At 40.9% G+C, this 23,984-nt stretch carries 14 protein-coding genes, 2 pseudogenes and 2 riboswitches; of the genes and pseudogenes, 12 read left to right on the top strand and 4 right to left on the bottom strand.

The window, feature by feature from the left end; genetic code table 11:
* Window positions 1–11 precede the first annotated feature (11 nt).
* Both QFZ73_RS08000 and QFZ73_RS07995 read left to right on the top strand, forming a co-directional pair.
* Window positions 12–656: an amino acid ABC transporter permease gene (locus QFZ73_RS08000; protein WP_251431611.1), complete on the top strand. Its 645-nt coding sequence runs from the start codon at window positions 12–14 to the stop codon at window positions 654–656.
* Window positions 653–1,387, top strand: coding sequence for an amino acid ABC transporter ATP-binding protein (locus QFZ73_RS07995; protein ID WP_307265034.1), 735 nt, complete (start codon window positions 653–655; stop codon window positions 1,385–1,387). The genes QFZ73_RS08000 and QFZ73_RS07995 overlap by 4 nt, the downstream gene beginning before the upstream one ends.
* 245 nt (window positions 1,388–1,632) lie before the next feature.
* Here QFZ73_RS07995 and QFZ73_RS07990 read toward each other — a convergent pair whose 3' ends face one another.
* Window positions 1,633–4,140 (bottom strand): NEW3 domain-containing protein, encoded by a 2,508-nt coding sequence (locus tag QFZ73_RS07990; RefSeq protein ID WP_307265030.1) that lies wholly within the window; start codon window positions 4,138–4,140, stop codon window positions 1,633–1,635.
* A 270-nt stretch (window positions 4,141–4,410) separates the two neighbouring features.
* On the opposite strand from QFZ73_RS07990, the gene QFZ73_RS07985 reads away from it, so the two are divergent.
* The 7 genes and pseudogenes from QFZ73_RS07985 (at window position 4,411) to ltrA (ending at window position 13,757) form a co-directional block, all read left to right on the top strand.
* The gene (locus QFZ73_RS07985; protein WP_251431615.1) at window positions 4,411–5,637 is read left to right on the top strand and encodes an ROK family transcriptional regulator; all 1,227 of its coding nucleotides are present in this window, start codon (window positions 4,411–4,413) and stop codon (window positions 5,635–5,637) included.
* A complete protein-coding gene (locus QFZ73_RS07980; RefSeq protein ID WP_307265026.1) occupies window positions 5,637–6,728 on the top strand; it encodes an extracellular solute-binding protein in 1,092 nt (363 codons plus the stop codon). The genes QFZ73_RS07985 and QFZ73_RS07980 overlap by 1 nt, the downstream gene beginning before the upstream one ends.
* Before the next feature lie 15 nt (window positions 6,729–6,743).
* Window positions 6,744–7,856 carry an ABC transporter ATP-binding protein gene (locus tag QFZ73_RS07975; protein ID WP_307265023.1) on the top strand — a complete coding sequence of 371 codons (1,113 nt, stop codon included), beginning with the start codon at window positions 6,744–6,746 and terminating at the stop codon, window positions 7,854–7,856.
* Complete coding sequence (locus QFZ73_RS07970) at window positions 7,853–9,541, top strand: ABC transporter permease (RefSeq protein ID WP_307265020.1); 1,689 nt, start codon at window positions 7,853–7,855, stop codon at window positions 9,539–9,541. The genes QFZ73_RS07975 and QFZ73_RS07970 overlap by 4 nt, the downstream gene beginning before the upstream one ends.
* Before the next feature lie 15 nt (window positions 9,542–9,556).
* Window positions 9,557–11,041 carry an argininosuccinate lyase gene (gene argH, locus QFZ73_RS07965; RefSeq protein ID WP_307265017.1) on the top strand — a complete coding sequence of 495 codons (1,485 nt, stop codon included), beginning with the start codon at window positions 9,557–9,559 and terminating at the stop codon, window positions 11,039–11,041.
* A 1,254-nt stretch (window positions 11,042–12,295) separates the two neighbouring features.
* Complete coding sequence (locus tag QFZ73_RS07960) at window positions 12,296–12,451, top strand: hypothetical protein (RefSeq protein ID WP_307263198.1); 156 nt, start codon at window positions 12,296–12,298, stop codon at window positions 12,449–12,451.
* Window positions 12,452–12,494: 43 nt separating this feature from the next.
* Window positions 12,495–13,757 (top strand): annotated as a pseudogene (ltrA, locus tag QFZ73_RS07955) (group II intron reverse transcriptase/maturase).
* Between the two features lie 119 nt (window positions 13,758–13,876).
* Here ltrA and QFZ73_RS07950 read toward each other — a convergent pair.
* The 3 genes from QFZ73_RS07950 to QFZ73_RS07940 all read right to left on the bottom strand — a co-directional run bounded on the left by QFZ73_RS07950 (window position 13,877) and on the right by QFZ73_RS07940 (window position 17,186).
* The gene (locus tag QFZ73_RS07950) at window positions 13,877–15,355 is read right to left on the bottom strand and encodes a sodium:solute symporter family protein (RefSeq protein WP_307265014.1); all 1,479 of its coding nucleotides are present in this window, start codon (window positions 15,353–15,355) and stop codon (window positions 13,877–13,879) included.
* A complete protein-coding gene (locus QFZ73_RS07945; RefSeq protein ID WP_125161884.1) occupies window positions 15,352–15,552 on the bottom strand; it encodes a DUF3311 domain-containing protein in 201 nt (66 codons plus the stop codon). The genes QFZ73_RS07950 and QFZ73_RS07945 overlap by 4 nt, the downstream gene beginning before the upstream one ends.
* Window positions 15,553–15,845: 293 nt before the next feature.
* Window positions 15,846–17,186: an amino acid permease gene (locus QFZ73_RS07940; protein ID WP_307265011.1), complete on the bottom strand. Its 1,341-nt coding sequence runs from the start codon at window positions 17,184–17,186 to the stop codon at window positions 15,846–15,848.
* A gap of 204 nt (window positions 17,187–17,390) precedes the next feature.
* Window positions 17,391–17,469, bottom strand: a riboswitch (glycine riboswitch).
* 512 nt (window positions 17,470–17,981) lie between these two features.
* Between QFZ73_RS07940 and QFZ73_RS07935 the strand changes: the two genes are divergently transcribed.
* The 3 genes and pseudogenes from QFZ73_RS07935 (at window position 17,982) to QFZ73_RS07925 (ending at window position 23,921) form a co-directional block, all read left to right on the top strand.
* Window positions 17,982–19,370 carry an amino acid permease gene (locus QFZ73_RS07935; protein WP_251431636.1) on the top strand — a complete coding sequence of 463 codons (1,389 nt, stop codon included), beginning with the start codon at window positions 17,982–17,984 and terminating at the stop codon, window positions 19,368–19,370.
* 591 nt (window positions 19,371–19,961) lie between these two features.
* Window positions 19,962–20,040, top strand: a riboswitch (ZMP/ZTP riboswitch).
* A 52-nt stretch (window positions 20,041–20,092) separates the two neighbouring features.
* A complete protein-coding gene (locus tag QFZ73_RS07930) occupies window positions 20,093–21,685 on the top strand; it encodes a glutamate/serine transporter AimA (protein WP_251431639.1) in 1,593 nt (530 codons plus the stop codon).
* Window positions 21,686–22,572: 887 nt separating this feature from the next.
* Window positions 22,573–23,921, top strand: a pseudogene (locus tag QFZ73_RS07925) (FAD-binding oxidoreductase).
* The last annotated feature ends 63 nt before the right edge of the window (window positions 23,922–23,984 follow it).

Here is a 23,984-nt window from a genome sequence, read left to right as displayed (position 1 = left end):
GGGTGAAAGGAATGGATATAATTGTTGCGGCATTACCTATTTTATTAAAAGGACTTCAGGTGACACTTTATATCTTTGTGATTGCCATTATCCTAGGTTTTTTGATTGGTTTAGTGGTGGCTTTGCTGCGACTTGCCCCTATCAAGATCTTGAACTGGATTGCAAAGGTTTATGTGGATGCGATACGGGGGACACCGTTCATTGTGCAGTTGTTTTTTATATATTTTGGTGTGAATTCACTGAATTTGATTTCTTTGAACAGTACAACAGCTGGAATAATTACCGTTGCAATCAATGCAGGGGCATATTTTGCTGAAATAATAAGGGCAGGGATACAATCCATCGATAAAGGACAAACGGAAGCGGCAAGGTCCATCGGGTTCACTGGTACTCAAACGATGAGATATGTCGTGCTGCCGCAAGCCTTTAGAAGGATGCTCCCTACCATTACGAACCAATCGATCATCAGCTTGAAAGACACTTCTCTATTATCAGTCATTGGTATAGCGGATTTAACCCAGCAAGGCCAGATTCAGGCTTCGGCAACCTTTGAAGCATTCAAGATTTGGCTGGCTGTTGGTGTGATTTACTTTATCATCATCTATTTGTTAACCCTAATTGCTAATTTCATAGAAAGGAGGGTACAAGTTCGATGAGCATCATTACTGTAAAAAAACTGAGAAAATCATTTGGGACGGTCGAGGTTTTAAAAGATATTAATGCAGAAGTGCAGGAAAAGGAAGTAATTTGCGTAATAGGCCCTTCTGGATCTGGAAAGAGTACATTTCTGCGTTGCCTGAATCTCCTTGAGGAAGTTACGGGCGGTGAGGTGGTCATTAACGGACATGATATAACCGATCCTAAAAGGAAAATCAATATAAACAAAGTCCGGCAAGAAGTTGGAATGGTTTTTCAACATTTCAATCTATTTCCTCATAAAACCGTTATGGAAAACATAACATTGGGCCCTATTAAAATTCGTGCCACCGATAAAGCGGAAGCAGGAAGATTAGCGCTTGAGTTATTGGATAAGGTTGGTCTTAGGGAAAAAGCAAATAGCTATCCAGGGGAACTTTCAGGCGGACAAAAACAACGGGTCGCCATCGCAAGGGCATTAGCGATGAATCCGAAGATCATGCTATTCGATGAACCGACTTCGGCCCTTGACCCTGAAATGGTCGGGGATGTTTTGGAGGTAATGAAACAACTTGCTAAAGAAGGCATGACAATGGTCGTTGTTACGCATGAAATGGGCTTTGCCCGGGAAGTCGGGGACCGGGTCATATTCATGGATGGAGGGTATATCGTGGAAGAAAATGAGCCGAATGAATTATTCGGTAACCCTCAACACGAAAGAACCAAAGCATTCTTGAGTAAAGTGCTTTAAAGGGATGCCTGTAAGAAATCATGGTAGATCATGAATGAAGTTGTGCATAAAGTGTGGACAAAGGAATGCGGGAAATGAGGGGAAGCCCAAACGCATAGACTTTCCCTTATCTTTGTGCATAACTTTTTTGTTGTAAAGTAGAATCCTATCAGTCAGGCGATGTTTTTATTTATATCTGCTTCAATCGGGCAAACATCAAAAAAAGAAACCTATGCATTCGACACATGCATAGGTTTCTTCTCTATTTACTTGGCACCGTAACTAATCAAATTCGTCATGATCCGATATCCGCCTGGAACCTGGCCTTGAATTTGCCTGTATAGGACAAGGTTGGTATAGAGGTAGGTGCCATTACCGTATTTAGCCATAAGGATTCCGCCATCAAATGGTTCTTCATTTGGATCAGCCATGGAAATGAATGTTTCAAACCGTTCATCCCACTTCATTGGGAAGTACAATCCTCTTTCTTGCACCCAATTGCTCCAGTCATCACTTGTTATTTTATTTGGATAGTTAAATAGCGCTGATTCTGGTTTCGACACATTTACCGTGGCATTTTCGTCGGTTACCCGCCAGCGAATGGAAGGATTCCCGAGGGTAAGAGGATATGGAGCAGTCTTCATTGCATCCCAACCATCACCCGGTTTATGGTATTGAACGACGAGATGACCGCCGTTTTCTACATATTCAAGTAAGCGCGCGTTATTTGCCTTTAAATCTTCCCTGGATAGATAGGCACGTATTCCTGTAACGATCGTGTCATATTGGCTTAAATCACCCTCAGCTAAATCAGCTTCAGTTAACTTCGTAATGTTAAGACCTGCATTGCTTAAGTAATCTGCCACTTTATCGAATCCGCTTTCAATGTAACCCACTTTTAATGAAGCTGGCATCAAAAGCTCAAATGCAACGGTGTTGATAGCTGCTGGGTATTGGTAATAGAATGTTCCGATATGGTCATAGGAAATTTCCTGAATGGTCGAATCAAAGGTTTTTCCATTGACAGTAGCAACTGCCTTAACCTGATATTCACCATTCTGAATTGCCTTCGGTGGTCTGAGGGTGAACTTCACTTGTTTTTCTTCTGATTTTTCATTAAATGGCACAGTAACATTTTTGGGTTGAACTCCCCAATTTTCAGGGACTTTTAAAGCGACCTTTGCTGATGCTTTTCCATCTGTATAGTTTTTCAAGGTAAGGGTCACTGGGATTTCCTCTTTTACATCTGCTGTATTTACGACGATATCTTCAGGAGATAGGGTAAGGCCAACTTCGGGAAGGACAGCGATCGTTCCGTCCAATTCTTCCTTTATGGCAGTTTTTGTGCTGCCGTATTTATAAGAAATGCTGGTCGTAATGGTTGACTCATCATAGGCATGGTAATAGGCTGCATCTTCAGGGACTTCAACCAGGTAGGTCATTGTCGTTGATTTATTAGGTGCTAGATTGACATCTTTAGATTTTGTTTTGGTCTTCCATCCTTTAGGCACGTTCAATGCGGCAGCGACTTTTTTCAATGTTTGTTTCCCGTTATTCTTCACGGTTACGGATACGTACGTATTTTGACCTTTCGTAAGGATCTTTGAAGCTGCTTTAGCTTGAACTTCGAGTCCTGAGGAGACATAACTGACGCTTTGCAATTGCTCTTCTTTTAATGAGAGCTTATGAAGCAAGTCGTTCTTAATGGCAGGGCTTAGCTTTGCCTTTTTGACTTTCGCAGTAATTGAACGAACATTGGAGAGAGCTGTTTGGGATGTTGAAAAAACACGTTTATCATTTGGATAAGCCGCAATAACAGCGTCCAAATTCCGTTGCAGGTATTTAACTTCACCTTTTAATTTTGAAGCTGAGCGAGGGAGTTTTTCAGCCCATTCAGTAAAATTGTAAGGTACACCCGCAAAGAGGTCCGACCGGCTTTTTGTATCAACCGCGCTTTGCTTCAAATTTAGATGGATCTGGCGAGGTGCTGCAGGGATATCAGAACCCATGCCTTGGCTTTTATGCAGATAGCGGGATTGTTCTCCAAGCTGTGGATAAGTCATATTGTATATTGGGTCATATTTACCGATTTCAATCGAAGTGGTTGCTTGATCTGCCGAGGAAACGGGCAAATATAACTTTTTCACTTGCCATACCGATAGACCTTGTTTCAATTGTTGTGGAAACACGGTTGGGTCGGCGGCATCCTTAAAGGCGCGTTCACTTAAGATTGTCATTGTTCGATGATGTCCATGCTGGGTATCATCATTTTGAAAGGATGGCATCAATATATCCGGCTGATACGTACGAATAAAGCGGATAAGCCGTTCATAGGTTAGTTCTTCGCCCCATTTTTCTAATGTTTCCTCTGGTGTTTTAGAGAAGCCGAAATCATAAATGGGATCTGAGGTAGTTTCACTTAGATGATAGGCTTTAACCCCGGTGATTTTTGCAGCTTCTATCATTTCCCTCGAACGGATGATTCCAAGAGCATTGTCCAGTTCATCCCCAATTTCATTTTGTCCACCTTCACCACGGTTTGCAATCAGGCTGGATGTCTTCACCCCTAACCCTCTGGATAGATAAGCGAGAAAGTCACTGCGTTCGTCATCTGGATGGGCACCGCTGTTCAAGAATGTCACAGTCGTCTCGAGCGGCTTGACCGCATTCCATAACTCAAAGTTGGTTTCATCAGGATTTGCAGCGCTACCTCCAAGCGGCAATAATGCTAGAACTAACAATAGGGAAAGCAACGATAACAAAGCTTTTTTCATTATTCTTTTAACCTCCTTCAACTTTAATGAAACACCTAAGCGTTTAATGAAGAAAATAATGTAGGTTAGTAATATTTTCTAACTAACCAGGCGAAAAATCTTATTTAATAAATAGCACTATTGGTTATAAATGTAAATGATACGAAATAACTATTAAAGTTCTAATAATTTGAATGTTCAGATAAATAACTTGTGTGAAGATTTTTTTTAAGTTATATTTTTACTTAATTAGGAAGGTTTACTAACTAAATAATGTAAGGCCGTGATGTGATGAGTTTTAAAAGAACACCCAGTCATCAAAAATATGTAAATAAAAAAAGAATCATTCAATGCATCCAAGAATGTTCACCCATTTCAAGAGCTGAAATCGCCGTTAAACTTCAACTAAGTAAACCAACTGTTTCTCTGGCTGTGGATGAACTTATACAGGAGAAATGGGTATTTGAGAAAGGAATAGGAGAATCCTCTTCTCAAGGTGGGAGGAGGCCTATCCAGCTCTTTTTTAATGAAAAGGCTGCCTATATCATGGGGGTCGATATAGGCGGGACGAAGGTGAAAATCGTTTTAAGTGATTTAAGTGGCAACATCCTTGCCGATACTAGTTTTTCAACAAACACCTATTTACATTCAGGGCTTCTTAAACAAATGGCGATTGAAACGGAACGGTTAATTGCAAAGAATCAGATTGCGAAAGGCAGGATATTAGGGATGGGAGTCGGGATCCCTGGTATAACGCAAACGGCAAGCGGATTAGTAATAGAGGCACCTAGTTTAGGCTGGGTACAATATCCGTTTATAGCCGAAGCGAAGCGGTATTTTGATTTCCCCATTTTTCTGGACAATGATGTAAACGCGGCTGCACTAGGTGAACAGTGGCTGGGTAATGCACAAAATAAGCGGAATTTGCTGTTCATTGCGGTTGGCACGGGGATAGGAAGCGGCATTATCTTGAATAACCAGTTATACAGAGGGGCTTCCAGTGCAGCTGGGGAAATGGGATATATGGTAACGGACAAAGAGGATATGAAGCGTGAATTCAAGCCGATTTTCCATAGATACGGCTATTTGGAAAGTGTCGCAGGAGGAAAATCGATTGGCGGTCATTTTACAAGGGAGGTCCTCAAGGATCCTCATCATTTTTTATTCGAACGGGCCAAATCTTCCGAACTATCGGGGGAGGATGCTTTTTTGTCAGCAAAAAAAGGAGACGCGACAGCTATGGCCGTCATAAATGAAGCCATCGAACATTTAGCCTGCGGAATTGTCAATGCGGCTAGTTTGCTAAATCCAGAAGTGATTATTTTAGGAGGTGGTGTATTAAATTCATCTGAATACATTTTACCTAGAATTCGGGAGATCGTTGATCGATATCTTCCAAGTTTAGTAGAAATGAAAACTTCACAACTGGGAGAAAACGCAGGAGTACTAGGAGCGGTTTCCCTATTCTTAAGGGAACATGATGGCATTTTGAATTTTCGTGATGAGGGGGATTATTAATGAAAAATAGGAAAAAGTCGCTTGTTTCAGTACTGACCTTATCGGCAGCACTATTGATTTCGGGATGTAACGGTACAGATACGAAAACGAATTCGGATGCTGGCGGTGCCAAGGGAGAAAAGGGTGAGCTGGAAGATAAAATCGTTGTTTATTCACCGCATGGCAAAGATATTTTATCAAAATTCGAAAAGCAGTTCGAAGATAAGTATGGTATTGATGTTGAGTGGCTTGATATGGGGTCCCAGGAAATCCTTGACCGTGTTCGATCAGAGAAAAGTAATCCGCAGGCAGACGTTTGGTGGGGTGCACCTTCCACGAACTTCAATCAAGCAAAGGGTGATGGGCTGCTGGCTCCTTATAAGCCTAGCTATTCCGATAGTCTCGATGGAGGATTCCACGATCCGGAATGGTATTGGACGGGAACGAGCCAGACACCGGAAGTCATCATGTATAACAGCAAAGAACTATCAAAAGACGAGGTTCCGAAAGATTGGGATGAGCTGCTTGATCCGAAGTGGAAAGACGAAATCATCATCCGCTATCCGTTAGCCTCCGGAACGATGAGGACAATTTTTTCTGCGATGATCTATCGTACGTATAAGGATACAAATGATCCAAAAGAAGGGTATGACTGGTTAAAGAAGCTCGACCAAAACACAAAGGAATATTCAGCGAACCCTGAAATGATGTATAACAAGGTAGCCAAAGGAGAGGGCTCACTTTCCGTTTGGGCAATGCCGGATGTTGTCATGCTGAAAGAAAATAAAAATTATCCGTTTGAGTTCGTCATTCCAGAAAGCGGAACGCCAGTATTGACAGAAGGTATCGCCATCGTTGAAGGTGCCAAGCATCCAAAAGCGGCTGAAGCCTTTTATGAGTTTGTGAATTCACCAGAAGCAGCAAAAACCTTGGCAGAAGAATTTTACAGGATTCCGACCAGAAGTGATGTGAAGGATTTACCTGAATGGATCACGGAAACAGAAATTAAAACGATGGATATTGATTGGAATGCATTCCAGGAAAAAGGTGACGAGTGGATGAAATATTGGGACGAAAATATTAAAAGTGGAGATAAAGAAATTAAAGAATAAGGAAGTGTCGTTGGGATGGCGTCAATAAAAATAGAGAATGTCCAAAAAGCCTTCGGGAAAACGATAGCTGTTGACCATTTAAATCTGGAAATCCAGGAAGGTGAGTTTTTTACCTTTCTTGGTCCAAGTGGCTGCGGTAAAACGACGACGCTTCGGATGATTGCAGGTTTTTATTATCCAACAAAAGGTGTCGTCCGATTTGGCGGCAAAGATATGACGCGTGTACCTCCGGAGAAAAGGAATACAGGCATGGTTTTTCAAAACTATGCCCTCTTTCCCCACATGACTGTTTTTGAAAATGTAGCTTTTGGCTTGCGTGTGAGAAAAGTTTCTTCCGCTGACTTAAAGAGGAGAGTGCTGGATGCCCTCCAAAAGGTCAGGCTGGAGAGCTACTCGAATCGTCAAGTGAGCCAGTTAAGCGGAGGACAGCAGCAGCGGGTGGCCCTTGCGAGAGCACTGGTCATTGAACCGGAAATATTACTGCTGGATGAACCATTAAGTAATCTGGATGCCAAGCTTCGTGATGAAATGAGAGTGGAAATCTTAAGGCTGCAGCGTGATTATAAGATTACCACCATTTATGTCACACATGATCAGGCTGAGGCATTATCGATGAGCGATCGAATCGCTGTCTTCAATTATGGTGTCTGTCACCAGGTCGGGACGCCGGCAGAAATTTATAATCGGCCGGCCAATGATTTTGTGGCGAGTTTTATAGGCGAGATTAATCTATTGCCCGTTCAAGTCGAAAAAATTCAACAAGATAATATAGTGGTTGCCCTTAAAAATAGTGAAAAACCGATTAAATTGAATGTAGAAAATCAGGCTAGGGAAGGAATTTCAATCTTACAGACTGATGATGACCTTGCTGTTTCTATTCGTCCTGAAGCAATCAGAATTCTGGATGTGACAGAAGAAGGAATGAATATCTTTAAAGGTAAAATAAATTCCGTCCAATTCTTTGGATCTGTTGTGAATGTCATGGTGGATGTCCAGGACTTGTTACTAAGGGTCGACGTATTTAACACTCATGATTTTGGATACTTTTATCAAGGGAAGGAAGTGTATGTCCAGCTTCCTGAGAAACAGCTGCGTCTTATCCCTGTCATAAGCGGTGATACTCCATGATTAAAAATCGTGATACGAGATTGACGGTTTGGCTCCTTATACCAGTTGTATTGGTGCTCGTAGCTTATGTACTCTACCCATCGTTGAGGACCTTTATAGAAAGTCTGCAAAAAGACGGAACGATATCCCTTGGAAATTATCAGGACTTCTTCGTACAGGAATCGAAAACGAACTTAGAGGCTCTATGGAATTCTGTTTATATATCCTTATTGAGTGTATTGGTCAGTGCCTTGATTGGCATTCCGCTCGCATTCATTTTTAACCGTTACGATTTTCCCGGCAGAAGCTTCTTTTCATCAGCAGCGATTTTGCCGATTGTCCTTCCATCATTGGTGGGGGTCATGGCCTTTATGTTTTTATATGGAGAATCGGGATTAGTTCCAAATGCCATCAAGGATTTGTTTGATCTCGATGAAGTTCCATTTAAAATTGGCGGGGTATCGGGAATCCTTATCGTTCATGCCTATACGATGTATGTTTATTTTTATATGACCGTATCCGCTGCAATCAACAAAATAGATCCGTCCCTTGAAGAAGCTGCTTATAACTTAGGCGCAAATAAATTCAAGGTTTTTTGGAAGGTGACATTTCCATTATTGACACCTGCCATCGTTGCAGCTTCTTTACTTGTTTTCATGATATCAATGGCTTCTTTCAGTGCCCCGTTTTTATTAGCTGGCGGATACAGGGTGTTGAGCCTGCAAATTTATTTTTCTAAAATCAATGGTGATATGGAAATTGCCGCTACTCAATCCGTCATTTTATCCATCGTTTCGATTTCATTCCTATTATTCATGCGTTGGTACCAGAATAGGAAAGATTATCGCATGGCTTCGAAAGGAATTGGGGCACACAGGAGTGAAGTGAAAAACCCGTTTATGAAATGGGTGATGGTCGTAACGGGTATCATCGGAGTAATCATTCTGCTTTTACCGCACTTTACGATTCTATTGCTTTCACTTGTGCCGGATGGAACCTGGACATTTCAAACGTATCCAACAGTATTTAATATGGAAAATTTCCGGCTTTTGTTTGAAAACCCTAATATCTTCAAACCGTTACGAAATAGCTTACTGATGGCGTTTATAGCAACGTTGGCGAATCTGGTGTTTGGGGTCATAGCGTCCTATGTACTTGTCAAACGGAAATTCGTCGGGAAAAGCTTTGTTGATATTCTAGTCATGATTCCTTGGGCGTTGCCTGCAACGGTCATAGGGATGAACTTGATATTCGCATTCAATGAACCTAGCGTTTTTTCTTTCGGTCAAATATTAGTTGGAACATTTTGGATATTACCACTTGCCTATTTCATCAGACATATTCCACTCGTTGTCCGTTCGACTAATGCCGTTCTGGAGCAGCTGGATGATTCGATTGAAGAAGCAGCCAGAAACTTGGGGGCAAAGTGGTTTTATACCTTCAGAAAGGTCATATTTCCGATTATTATGCCTGGTGTTTTATCAGGGACGTTATTGGCATTTATCGAATCTGTGGGGGAATTCCCGACCTCGGTCCTTTTGTACACGATTTCAAACAGGCCTATATCCATTGAAATCATGAATCAGCTTCGGATGTTCAATATGGGGCAGGCAGCTGCCTATGGGATGATTCAAATCACGCTGATTGTAATCGTTCTCTTTATTTCGAACAAGTTTTTTGGAATCAAAGCGGAAAAAGCTTTATAAATTGGAGGTTCAAAGATGAGCAGGATTGAAGAATTCATCAAAAATGAAGGTAGTGACTTTCCCGGAAAAACATATGCAGAAGAGCTTCTGATGCCTGTTTTTAATGATCAAAGAGATTACTTATTTCATGCTATGTTCGATATTCATCGGGCACATGTCATCATGCTTTCGGAACAAAAGATCATTAAAGATGAAGAGGCGAAAACCATGCTTGATGGGATTCGGAAAGTGGCCCAAACAGATCTCACGCAGTTGACTTATCAGCCCCAATTCGAAGACTTATTTTTCATGATGGAGGCAAAGGTCGGTGAGGAAATCGGTCATGAACTTGCAGGAAAGATTCATATCGGCCGCAGTCGTAATGATATGGGAGTTGCGATGTACCGGCTTGTTTTGAGAGGTCATCTGCTCCAATTGATTGGCTATGCAAACCATTTGAGTGAGGCGTTCTTGGTGCAGGCTGAAAAACATACAGAAACCTATATTACAGGTTACACGCATACCCAACCGGCTCAGCCGACTACGGTAGGACATTACTTTTTAGCCATTTATGATGTGCTTCAAAGGGATATTGGCCGGTTATGGGCAGCCTATGAAACGGTTAACCAATCCCCTTTGGGTGCGGCAGCGTTAACGACTACCGGTTTTCCGATCAGCCGGAACCGTACTGCTGAACTGCTTGGATTTGATTCGGTGATTGAGAATTCCTATGACTCGATAGGCGGGGCAGATTATTTATTGGAAACCGCAACTGCCATCATGACGTGCATGGTCAATACTGGAAGATGGATTCAAGATTTCCTGCTGCATGTGACAAGGGAGTTTGGTACATTTCATGTGGCGGATCCTTATGTTCAAGTGAGCAGCATCATGCCGCAAAAAAGAAATCCAGTCTCAATTGAACATTCCCGTTCGATTGCAAGCAGTTCCTATGGTGATGCACTTGCTGCAATGAATATGATCCACAATACACCATTTGGTGATATCGTCGATACGGAAGATGATTTACAGCCGCATTTATATCGAGCTTTTTCGAATGCAGGACGTGTCATGAAAATAATGTATGCCGTCATATCGACTTTGAAAGTAAATGAAGAACATACAAAGAAAATGGCCGCAAAATCCAGTATAACGGTTACTGAATTAGCGGATACCCTATCAAGAGATTACGACATATCCTTTAGAAAAGCCCATACTATAGCCAGTCATATTGCAAAAAGGTCAATTAGAGAAGGGAAAGAGCTATATGATTGGGACACACAAGAAATCAACAAGATTATCAATGAATTCGTTTCAGTGAATTTAGCAGAAGATGAATGGAAAAAAATAATCTCTCCCGAATATTTTGTGGAGATTAGAAGCATTCAAGGCGGGCCCAGTCCGAAAGAGGTTATGAGGATGATTGTAAATAGAAAACAAAAACTGGAACAAGAGTTGCAGGAATATAAGGAAATGGTCAAAGCATTGAATGATTGCAGGAAAGCTTTAGTGGATTACTGAAGTTACGTGGTGAAAACGGAAATGAGTTTTAACGCGCATGAAACTCACGAGTATTTGCGCCAAACTCACGAGTAAAAGCGTGAAGCTCACGAGTATTTGCGCCAAACGCACGAGTAAAAGCGTGAAACTCGAGTATTTGCGCCAAGCACACGAGTAAAGGCGTGAAACTTACGAGTATTTGCGCCAAACTCACGAGTAAAAGCGTGAAACTCACGAGTATTTGCGCCAAACTCACGAGTAAAAGCGTGAAACTCGAGTATTTGCGCCAAACACACGAGTAAAAGCGTGAAATTCACGAGTATTTGCGCCAAACTCACGAGTAAAAGTGTGAAATTCACGAGTATTTGCGCCAAACGCACGAGTAAAAGCGTGAAACTCGAGTATTTGCGCCAAACGCACGAGTAAAAGCGTGAAACTTACGAGTATTTGGCTCGAAAGCAATACGATGCATTTGATCTGCTAACTGCGAAAGCTCATATTTCATGATATATAGTCATTCTTTATTAAGGTGGCTATTTATTTTGGTTTTTCTAACTGAAATCTCCCCAATGATAATAAATGTATATTATTTCCAAAAAAATGATGCTATTATTTGTAAAATACATAAAGGCGGAATGTTAATGTCAAATAGATCTCAGTTCGGTTTTATCCTGATTTTAATAGCTTTCGTAATATCGATTACTTTTTGCTTTAATCCGGAAACCTTATGATTATTTTTTCGTTGTATTCATTAGTTAAAATAGGAGATTTGATAATAAACAAAAAAGATTAGTAGTATATTTTGAGACATTGTTTTTTGTCTGCCATTAACTTTCCATTATCACTCTTAAGAAAAAGGACATTATGACTTTGGATGTCGATAATAAGGAAGGCTCAGTCTTTTGACTGAGCCTTCCGATGTTCGTGCGCCCGGCATGGGTGCAATCTATAGGGTGAAAGTCCCGAACCATGAAGGCAGTAGTAGTGGTTAGCTTAATGCAAGGGTGTCCACGGTGACGTGGAATCTGAAGGAAGCAAGCGGCAAACCTCCGGTCTGAGGAACACGAACTTCATATAAGGCTAGGTATCATTGGATGAGTTTGCGAAACAAAACAAAGTCCTTACTGCCGAAGGTGGTACAGAGTAAATGAAGCAGATAGATGGAGGGAAAGATTGCACTCTTACCCGGGGAGGTCTGATGACAGCCAAGTACACTTGGTAACCTGTCCAGTGATGGACAGCTGAATCATCAGAAGTCAGCAGAGGTCATAGTACTTGTCTACTCGAGAAGATAAGGAAGGACCGAACAGATTAAGGAGGATGAATACTAGGCGTTCGTTATCTGCAAAGAAGCAAACAATTCCTAACGGAACTTATTTGAAGGAAGAAGTGGTGAATACACGGGGAACTTCAAAAGGGTGGAGCAGATAAAGGCACAAATAGACCATTTATCCACGTAGAAAGGATATCAACGATGTTAATGGAACAGATACTAGAGAGGGAAAACTTAATACAGGCATTGAAGCGTGTAGAAAGAAATAAGGGAAGCCATGGTGTAGATGGAATGCCGGTTCAAAACCTGAGACCGCACCTCGTAACCGAATGGTACAACATGAAAACTGCCCTTTTACAGGGTACCTATCAACCGCAGCCCGTCCGTCGTATCGAAATCCCGTAACCAAACGGCGGAGTTCGGCTATTGGGTATTCCAACCGTTCTAGACCGTTTCATTCAACAAGCCATTGCCCAAATATTGACGAAGATATATGACTCAACCTTTTCGGAGAATAGCTATGGATTTCGCCCTAACAAACAGGGGCACCAGGCGGTTCGAAAGGCAAAGTCCTATATAACCGAAGGTTATACATGGGTAGTGGATATGGACTTGGAGAAGTTCTTCGATAAAGTGAATCATGACAAGCTCATGGGAATGTTAGAGCGGAAAATTGAAGATAAACGAGTTCTCAAACTGATTCGTAAATTCCTTCAAGCAGGCATTATGATAGGCGGACTTTTTCATAAAAGTGAGGAGGGAACTCCGCAAGGAGGTCCGTTAAGTCCTTTATTATCTAATATCATGTTAGACGAGTTAGATAAAGAACTAGAGAAACGCAATCTTCGATTCGTAAGGTATGCGGATGACAGTACTATCTTTGTGAAGACACGAAAAGCCGCCAAACGTGCAATGGGAAATATCTCAAGCTTCATTGAAAATAAACTGAAGCTAAAGGTCAACTACGAGAAGTCGAAGTATGATCGCCCTTGGAACAGAACGTTTCTCGGTTTTAGTTTCACGAAGTCAAAGAAGAACCCGAAGGTTCTACTGGCTAAACAAACGGTGAAGAGAGTAAAGAAACGAATCAGGGAAATGACCTCGAGAAAATTACCGATACCCATGAAACTCCGAATAAATAAGTTAAAGCAATACCTTAGAGGTTGGATGGGGTATTTCGCCCTCATTGATACTCCGAACGTATTGAAGAATTTAGATTCATGGATTCGAAGAAGACTCAGGATGTGTCTATGGAAGCAATGGAAATTGCCAAGAACGAGGGTGAGGAAACTCAAAGGATTAGGCGTCCCATTTGGAAAAGCATATGAATGGGGAAATAGCAGAAAGGGTTATTGGCGCATAGCGCATAGTCCTATTCTAGACAAAACCCTTAATAATGTTTATTGGCTCCATCATGGGTTAGTAAATCTATATGAACGATATACAAAACTACGTCAGACTTAAACTGAACCGCCGTATACCGAACGGTATGTACGGTGGTGTGAGAGGTCGGAGGCTAGGCGCCTCCTCCTACTCGATTTCTAATGTTTCTTTATCCAAAATAATCAGCATCAGAGAGTGCTTCATATATCGTTAACGGTTTTAGGTTCCAACTGAACCGTGTGCTTTCTGGAAGCAAGGCTTACTGTGATCATCACAATGAAATTGACTGCCAATGCGATGATTCCCACATTCAAATCTTTCGCTGCTTGCGGCAAGGATGGAAACAAGGTCCCTATTGTCGAATGACTGAGTGTAATGCAGATTACGATGGCCAATCCTGTGATGATGCCGGCGATTGCGCCAAATTTATTGATCGGATTATTCCTTTTCAGACTAAAGAGAAGGGACGGGAATAGCTGTGTGATGAGACTGTATCCCATAAGAATTAATGCTGACATCGTTTCGCCGCCGTTTAAGGTGAAGTAGACGGCTATAAGGGCAATGACTGGAACAAGGAACTTTGCCAATCGTACAACGTGGCGATCGGATACTGCAGGTGCAAATTCCTTATAGACGTTTTTCGCGAGCAGTGTAGCGACGCTCATCAAAAGCATGGATCCAGGCACCAATGCGGTCAACAATCCAGCTCCGCCGATTATGCCTATAAACCATGGATCAAAGGTCTCGATCGAAAGGCGCAGCAATGAGAGGTCTGCATCTGCCCCAACGAGTCCGGGCACTTTCAATATAGCAGTAAACCCAACGAAAAAGACGAATAATAGCATGAGTGTATATAAAGGGCTGATGATGGCATTTTTTCGAAATACCTTGCCGCTGCGTGCTGAATAAACAGCACTGAAAACTTGGGGCCACATATAGAAACCGAATACGAGCAATATTACGGTGGAGATAAACCATGATACGCTAAGACCCTGATCAGGGAACTTTAAAAAACCAGGCTTGACCGCATCAATCGCTTCAAACATCGGCTGAAATCCGCCAAAGTAATGAATCGGCAGATAAATCCCTAAGAATCCTATTATGGCGACCATCATGATATCTTTAATGACCGCTGTCCAAACTGAACCGTGTATACCGGAAATCATCACATAAATGGTAAGGCTGATTGCCCCCATCCAAACTGCCTCAGACATTGAGATGGCACCATAAGATGCTTCTGAGACAATGATCCCCAATCCTTTCAGCTGCACGACGATCACTGGAATCATCGACACCACACCTACAAGCGCAGCCAAAATTCCTAAACTAGGACTCTTATATTTGCTTACAAAAAAATCGGATTGAGACATCAGTTTATTTTCTTTGGCATATCTCCAAATTTCCGGTAGGAGCCAATAGGATAATACGTAAGACAAAGTAATGTAAATTAGTACATATAGAGCGGGTGCACCCTTGCCATAAGCCCAGCCGCTGCCGCCAAGGAAGGAGAAGGTCGTATAGATTTCCCCGGCCATCAGCAGAAAGACGAAGATCGCACCAAAACCACGTCCGCCCACCGTCCATTGTTCCAAGTCCATATCTTTTCCTTTTGAAGAGAGTATGCCTAAAAATATCGATAGAAGTAAAAATGCTAAAATGATTAAGAGAGCAATATTCATTCCTGGTCACCTTCCCGATTCCTTGGATCCAGTTTATACATGATGCCCAGTATGGCAGAGGTAAGGACCACCCACATAGCCATCCAGAACATATTGAAAGGCATCCCTAATACATATGGTTCTATTCTATTAACAAAAGGTAGAAATCCTAGTATGCCTATAAAAGGAACTAGAGTAAGAATATATATAATCTTCATTAAACAAACCCCTCCGTTTAAAATAAAGTGAAACGTCCACCAATGGGGGTTTATTCTTCAATGCCACTGATGGATGGGTGGACCAAACCGGGATGAAAAATTCATACATGATAGATTGACCTTCTTTAAGAAGGTCCGATAATATATATTAGCTTACACTATTTTGATATAAAATTTAATGCAGTTGCCTGATATATTTTAGCAACAACGCGCAGACAGCCGAACCCTGACGTGTTTCATAAAACGGATAAAGCCTTGAATTCATATTGAGTTCAAGGCTTTATTTGCATTAGCTATCTTTTTTTTCGATAGTTATATAGTATCACCAAGAGTATGAACCATATTGGGGTCAAGAGCAGTGATAGTCGTGTAGCTTCAGCGAATAGCATAACAATAAGGATGAACAGGAATAATCCTAAAATGACGTAATTGACAAAGGGTGTAAAAGGAGCCTTGAAAGTCGATTCGGCTCTTAGGTCAGGCCTTGTTTTTGAATACTTGATATGGGAGATCAAGATAATGCTCCATACCCATATGAAACAGATGGCACTGATGGTCGTTACGACGGTAAATGCATTTTCCGGTATCAGCATGCTTAATAATGCCCCTATTGATACAACGATTGTAGATGTTAATAAGGCATTGCTCGGAACCGCCTGTTTATTTAATTTTTCCAGTTTAGCAGGGGCTTCGCCATTCCTGCTTAACGTATAGAGTATTCTGCTTGTTGAAAATAAACCGCTGTTGCATGCCGAAGCAGCGGATGTCAAAACGACGAAGTTGATGATCCCTGCAGCGACTGGAATGCCGATTAACGCAAAGACCTCTACAAATGGGCTGCTCGTGGCATCCAGTTGTGTCCATGGGTTGACGCAGAGAATGACGAATATAGCACCAACATAGAAAAGTAAAATCCGGACAGGGATTTTATTGATGGCAGATGGAATGTTCTTTCTCGGGTTAGCCGTTTCTGCTGCGGATACCCCGACCAATTCGACACCGACAAATGAGAAGACGACCAACTGTAAAGATAATAGGAATCCGGAAATGCCATTGGGGAACATGCCACCATGATTCCATAGGTTCGTTAGGGAAACAGTTCCGGTATCGGTATTGAAACCGATGATCAAAAGAAAGATTCCTACGATGATCAAGGCGATGATCGTGATTACTTTAATGATGGCAAACCAGAATTCCAATTCGCCAAATATCTTAACGGTCAATAGGTTCAATCCTAACAGAATGACCAGGCATATTAGTGCCGGAATCCATTGAGGGACATCATACCAATATTGTATATAGACACCGACAGCTATGATATCGGCCATTGCGGTCATGATCCAACAAAACCAATATGTCCAACCTGTCACGAAGCCAGCCCATGGACCGACATATTCGGTTGCGAATTCAGTGAATGATGCATACCCTGCATTGGATAAGAGCAATTCCCCTAGGGCCCTCATCACAAAAAACAAGGCAATCCCTATTATCAGATAGGAAAATAAAATGGAAGGTCCCGCCAATTGTATGGCTTTTCCGGAACCTAAAAATAAACCGGTGCCAATGGTTCCTCCTATTGCAATCAGTTGTACATGTCGATTTTTTAAATCTCTTTTTAATTCCTGTTTAGCCAATTCGAACTCCCCCGTCTTTTATGGTCTTGGTAGTGAATGATTTCAATCTGCATGGTCTTGGAGAGGGACGTGATTTTTTCGCCCAGCTTGCCTTTCCCATTGGTTTTAAAGATGTTGTTTTTAGTCCAATCACAAAATGGACAATAAAAAAAGAGATTGGATAATACCAATCTCTTAAAGGGTTCAGAATAACAATTTATCATTCGTTACTCTTCTGTCCTTTTGCCTGAGATTGTGAATCCTTCGGCGCTGCATCTTGTACAGTCTCTCCAGAAGCTGCTCCTGCTATAGTGTCATCCATAGCATTCATCGCTTGCTTGTATGCGGTTGTGAAGAAATGTCAGTCAGTGATAATCTTCCACTGCTGGATCATTCATTATACTTATAAAATAATATTGGAATTCTATCATCTATTATTCGGTAGGTCAACAAATTTTTAAAGGGGAAACAGGCATTATAGGCGATTTTATAATGAACGTTACTTGTAAAGGTTTAAGCACTAGTGATTGTTTTCTACTCATTTTGAATTATCACTATTATGAAATACTGAACATCATTTTTTTAAAATGATATTTTTAGATTGGGGAAATCGCCAAGATATATTTGGTAACTGTTTTTTTCAAAAATACAATTGTATTTTTACAGAATATTTACTATTATAAGATAAGAAAATAAAATTGAAGTGTTATGTAATATTGATTACGATAAAGCATTTCTAACCGCAATAATTAATGGAGAGTCATTCGTGGTAAGGATAGAAAAGCATTACCGATATTGCACCTGGGGGAGTTTATCATGTCAAACAAGGAATTAAAGAGAGGGCTGGAAGCACGTCATATTCAAATGATAGCTTTGGGCGGAACCATCGGTGTCGGGTTATTCATGGGGTCGGCCAGCACGATCAAATGGACCGGGCCCTCTGTAATGCTTGCTTATGCCATCGCAGGCATTTTTATATTTTTCATCATGCGTTCTATGGGTGAGATGCTATATTTAGAACCGACTACAGGTTCTTTTGCAACCTTTGCAAGCAGCTATATACATCCTTTGGCAGGTTATATGACTGCTTGGAGCAATTGGTTTCAATGGGTAATCGTCGGAATGTCCGAAATCATCGCGGTTGGGTTGTATATGCAATATTGGTTCCCGGAGTTACCGGCTTGGATACCAGGTGTGGTCGCCATGATCATCTTGGGGGCTGCCAACCTCATTTCCGTTAAATCCTTCGGGGAATTTGAATTCTGGTTTGCGCTTATAAAAGTCATAACGATTGTATTGATGATCATTGCCGGCCTTGGCCTTATCTTCTTTGGAATAGGGAATGGCGGGGATGCGATTGGATTATCGAATCTATGGGCAAATGGCGGCTTCTTTACGGGAGGATGGACAGGATTCTTCTTTGCGCTTTCGCTTGTCGTGGCTTCCTATCAAGGCGTTGAGCTTATCGGCATCACAGCCGGAGAAGCAAAAAATCCAACGAAGACCGTAACAAAAGCGATCCAATCAATCATATGGCGCATTTTAATTTTCTATATTGGTGCCATATTCGTCATCGTGACGGTTTATCCTTGGGATAAACTAGATGATATCGGAAGTCCATTCGTTTCAACCTTTGCTAAAGTCGGTATCACTGCGGCGGCAGGCATCATTAACTTTGTAGTAATCACTGCGGCAATGTCTGGATGCAACAGTGGTATTTTCAGTGCAGGGCGTATGCTTTACACACTGGCATTGAACGGCCAGGCACCGAAAATCTTTGCCAAAGTATCTAAAAATGGAGTGCCGGCTTATTGTACGATCGCTGTACTATTAGGATTGGGCATCGGGGTTATCCTGAATTACCTTGCACCGCCTCAATTATTCCTTTATGTGTACAGTGCGAGTGTATTGCCCGGGATGATTCCATGGTTTGTCTTGCTTATCAGTGAGCTTAAATTCAGAAAGGTAAATGCCGCTGAAATGGAGAAGCATCCGTTCAAAATGCCGTTGGCCCCATACAGTAACTATGCGACAATAGCCTTTTTGCTGATGGTGCTGGTGGGTATGTGGTTCAATCCGAGTACCCGGATTTCCTTGGTTGTCGGGATCGTTTTCCTAGCCTTGGTCGTGGCAAGTTATTACATGCTGAAAATGGATAAACGAACACCATTGGATGTTAAATCCGATGATGAGATTTCCAGTTAGAAGCCTCGTGCCATTTCAATAAAAAGATGAGTTATTCTTTTATAAGGATATAGGGACATCATCTTGTTTAAGGAAACGTTAACATACTTAAATATAATAGACACTAATTAAAGTTGTGCATAAATTGTGGACAAAGCAAAGAGAGATTTTCTTCCCTCAGGCATTTTCCCAACTTGTGCATGACTTTTTTTTGAGGAAGAAAAGAACAGTTATTGTAGAAAAATGCTCAATAAAGGTATGGAGGATTTCAAGAATTTCCTCTGTTAGATCCAATAAAATTTTAACTACCTGGTGCATTGCCTCTATGTGAATGTTTGGATATAATTTGTAAAATATGAACGGTTTATTTTGCACGTATAAGCTCTTAAAGATTTTCAAGTATAATGTTAAAGGGAAAATGATTATATTGATGTAGCATGTGTTCTGTAAATCGAATGTTTGTTTTTTAAACCTTAATTCACCTGTTTTTTTCAAATTAAAATGAATATAGATAGGAAATTACGAAAGATAAATAAGATTATAGATAAAATATAAATGTTTTTCAAGTGTTGTGAAATTCAAAATAATCCTATATACTAAAAAAAAAGCTATTTTCCTATATGTAACTGGCGCAACATGGAGTACCATGGGGGAGCATATAGAGTATAAGCCGCGCGCCTGGGCAAACACTTGATTTATAGATCAAGTGTTTTTTATTTTCCTAGGAAGAGGTGTAGGTAGAGATGAGTAATATGCATAGAAAGATGGGGACTTTTGCTTTAACTATGACAGGTATAGGTTCTATTATCGGCTCAGGTTGGTTGTTCGGAGCGTGGAAAGCTGCCCAGATTGCTGGACCAGCAGCTATTTTTTCTTGGATTATCGGTATGCTTGTAATTTTATTTATTGCATTATCTTACGCAGAGCTTGGGGCAATGTTTCCTGAAGCTGGAGGTATGGTTAAGTATCCTCAATATTCTCATGGCTCTTTTATTGGATTTTTAGCTGCGTGGGCGAACTGGATATCCATCGCTTCGACTATTACCGTTGAGGCAATTGCTTCGGTACAATATATGAGTACGTGGCCTTGGGAATGGGCCAGATGGTCTCATTCTTTAGTTGATAACAATATCTTGACGACCAAAGGATTATTCATAGCTTCTTTACTACTATTGTTCTATTTCTTCGTCAATTATTGGACAGTTAACCTTTTTGCTAAGGCAAATTCATTTATTACTATTTTTAAATTAATTGTTCCAGGTGTAATGGCAGGATCGTTATTTTTTGCTGGATTTCATGGTGAAAACTTTACAAGTTCTCAAGGAATCGCACCATATGGTTGGGCAAGCGTTTTAACAGCAGTAGCTACTTCTGGTATAGTGTTTGCGTTTAACGGATTTCAAAGTCCCGTTAATATGGCAGGAGAAGCGAAGTCGCCGAATAAGTCTATACCTATTGCTGTTATTGGGTCTATTCTAATTGCAGGTTTTATATACGTTATTTTACAAGTTGTTTTTATCGGTGCAGTCGATCCGTCTATGATCGTGAACGGATGGAGTCATCTGAATTTTAATTCACCTTTTGCAGATTTGGCAATTGCTCTTAGTCTTAACTGGTTAGCTATTGTATTGTATGTAGATGCGTTTGTATCACCCTCTGGTTCAGGTGCCACTTATACAGCTACAACTTCGCGAATGCTTTATGGAATGCAGAAAAATGGGTACTTACCGAATATCTTTGGTACATTACATCCACTTTATGGTGTTCCTCGTCCAGCGATGTTATTAAACTTATGCGTATGTTTTATCTTTTTATTTTTATTCCGCGGATGGGGCGTACTTGCTGAAGTGATTTCAGTTGCTACACTTATTTCGTATATCATGGGGCCAGTTGCATTGGCAACATTAAGACGTACTGCTTCTCATTTTAACCGTCCATTTCACTTAAAAGGTGCTTCTATTATTGCACCTTGTGGATTTGTTTTTGCATCGCTTACTTTATACTGGGCGCGTTGGCCATTAACAGGAGAAGTCGTTTTCATCATTGCCATTGGACTACCTATTTACTTTTATTATCAAGCTAAAAATAAATGGAATGGATTCAAAAAACAATTTTTATCAGGTGTTTGGATGCTTCTTTACTTAGGTTGTATGATTTTGATTTCTTATATTGGAAGTGAGAAGTTCGGCGGAAAAAATATTCTTACATTTGGCTGGGATATGGTGGTCATCGCATGTCTGGCACTTGGCTTCTATTGGTGGGGAGTTAAGAGCGGGATTAAAACAGAATACATGGCTGAGGCCGAAAAAATCAACAAAGAATTTATCAATAAATAACTATTAGTGTAGACACAGCTATATGGGTAAAAAGAAAACATGGTTACTTTATGACCATGTTTTTTTTATTTATTAAAAAGTGTTCGCAAATTGGGACACCTGACAATATTAATGAAAAATTCAAACTTTTACCACACGTTTATAGCGAATCTCGCTGAATAAGGGATTGGCAGGAAGTACAAACATTTCATCTCCCAAGTCTAGTCGTATCTGATGAGAGAAAATGTCTCCGTTATATACGAATGAGTGATATTCACCAAACTCACCACATGGACCAACATCCTCTGGTGAATTTTCCATAAATTTTTGGTCCAGATTTCGTCCAAAAAAAGAAGGACGGGTTTATCTAAACGAATGCTGACAATTTTTGCTTTATACCCTAAATCAATAAATTCCTGGACTATCTGTTTCGTGTTGATTCCGGCTAAAGAAAGGATTAGTTCATAACTATTAGACTCAACTAAGTTCTTTTTGTACTCGATACAATCCTCCAGAAAAAGGTTTCCAAATGCAATTTGTAAGATACCTCCGTTTCCAAAAAAATCCACGGGGTCAATAAGGCCCTTTTCAAAACCTTTTCCATCATATAAAGGATACTGAATTTTGTATAATGGAATTCCAATGGATGCTGCTTGAGCTTGGGTCTTTTTTTCGTCTTTGCGAGTAAATTGGTGGAATTCACGAGTAAATCATGAAAACTTGCGAGTTAATTATGCTCTATCATATAGAAAAAAATTATATCCTACTTTTTAAGGTACGGATGTTGGAGTAAAAGTAAGAATTAGATTAATTGAAACCCTTTCCCGCCTATAGAATGTGTCTTTTCCTAAAGATTTTTCATAGTATATAACATCTTCCCTGCATCATCTGAGAAAGGGGGTTATATTTTGGAAAGGACAAAGCTTACCGGGCGTATCGTTACACCTAATGATGCTGAGTACGAGCATGCCAGGATAAATAATAATTTAAGTTTTCCTAAATTCCCAAAGATCATTGTGTTTTGTCAAAATTCCAAAGATGTGTTGAATTCACTGAAGTGGGCCCGGGAAAATCATACATCTTTCCGGGTTAGGAGCGGCAGGCATAGTTATGAAAATTTTTCATTGGTAAATGGCGGTCTAATCATTGATATTAGTGAAATGTACAAGATCAAGGTCAATCGTGAAAAAATGATCGCAAAAATTGAAGCCGGTGCTGATTTAGGGCAAGTATATAATAAGTTATGGGAATATGGCACGACGATTCCGGCTGGAACCGAAAGCAATGTGGGTCTTGTCGGACTTACGCTCGGCGGTGGAATCGGTATGTTAACGAGGCACTTTGGACTTACTTGTGACAATCTGGTTGAAATAGAAATGGTAAGGGCGTGTGGAAAGAAGGGCGCCAAACTCATTAAAGCAAATAGGAAAATAAATAGTGATTTATTTTGGGCATGCTGCGGGGGCGGAGGGGGGAACTTTGGCATAGTCACTTCTCTTACTTTCAGGGTTCACCCAGTATCCAGGGTATCGGTTTTTTCCGTTACATGGGGGTGGGAAGATTTTGAAGAGATATTTAATGCCTGGCAGGATTGGGCCCCTTACACTGATGAACGACTAACATCAGAAATAGAATTTAAGTCAAAGGAAGTAAATCAAATTATCGCTCAAGGTGAATTTGTCGGAACGTCATATAGGTTAAAGCAGCTTCTAAAACCTTTGACGAAAACTGGTTCACCAATAAATGTCATGATAAAGGAAGTCCCGTACATTGATGCTGTACGATTCTTTGATGATCCGAGTGGAAATCGACCGGGCCATCGTAAGAAGTCAGGATCTTTTATTGAAAAACCTTTTTCACAACAAGCAATCTTGACGATGAAGCATTTTTTGGAAAACGCTCCAAATGAAAATGCAGCCATTTGGCACCAATCCCTTGGAGGAGCAGCAGGCCAGGTCAACCCAATGGAAACGGCTTTCTATTACCGGGACGCCATTATTGCTCAGGAGTACAAGCTACATGGATCAACCCTGAAGAAGAACGGGAAAACATACGCTGGATCAAAGAATTAAGGAATGCCTTATCACCGTATACGACTGGTGACTATGTGAATTGGCCTGATCGGCAAATCAAAGATTGGCCAACAGCATATTATGGGGGGAATTTTAAACGGCTTCGAGAAGTTAAAACTGAATATGACCCGTTTAATACGTTTAAATTCCCTCAAAGCATCCCGCCTTATAATAGGTGGTTTTAAGAAAAACAGGGGCGTTCCCATTTTATAAGGTTAAACTGTGAGTAACTAAAAGGCCTATTCCGC

It is taken from the genome of Peribacillus sp. V2I11 (genome assembly GCF_030817135.1).
GTDB classification, from domain to species: Bacteria; Bacillota; Bacilli; order Bacillales; family DSM-1321; genus Peribacillus; species Peribacillus simplex.
Note: the sequence above shows the minus strand (reverse complement) of the source record. Positions and strands in the feature narration are given on the sequence as shown.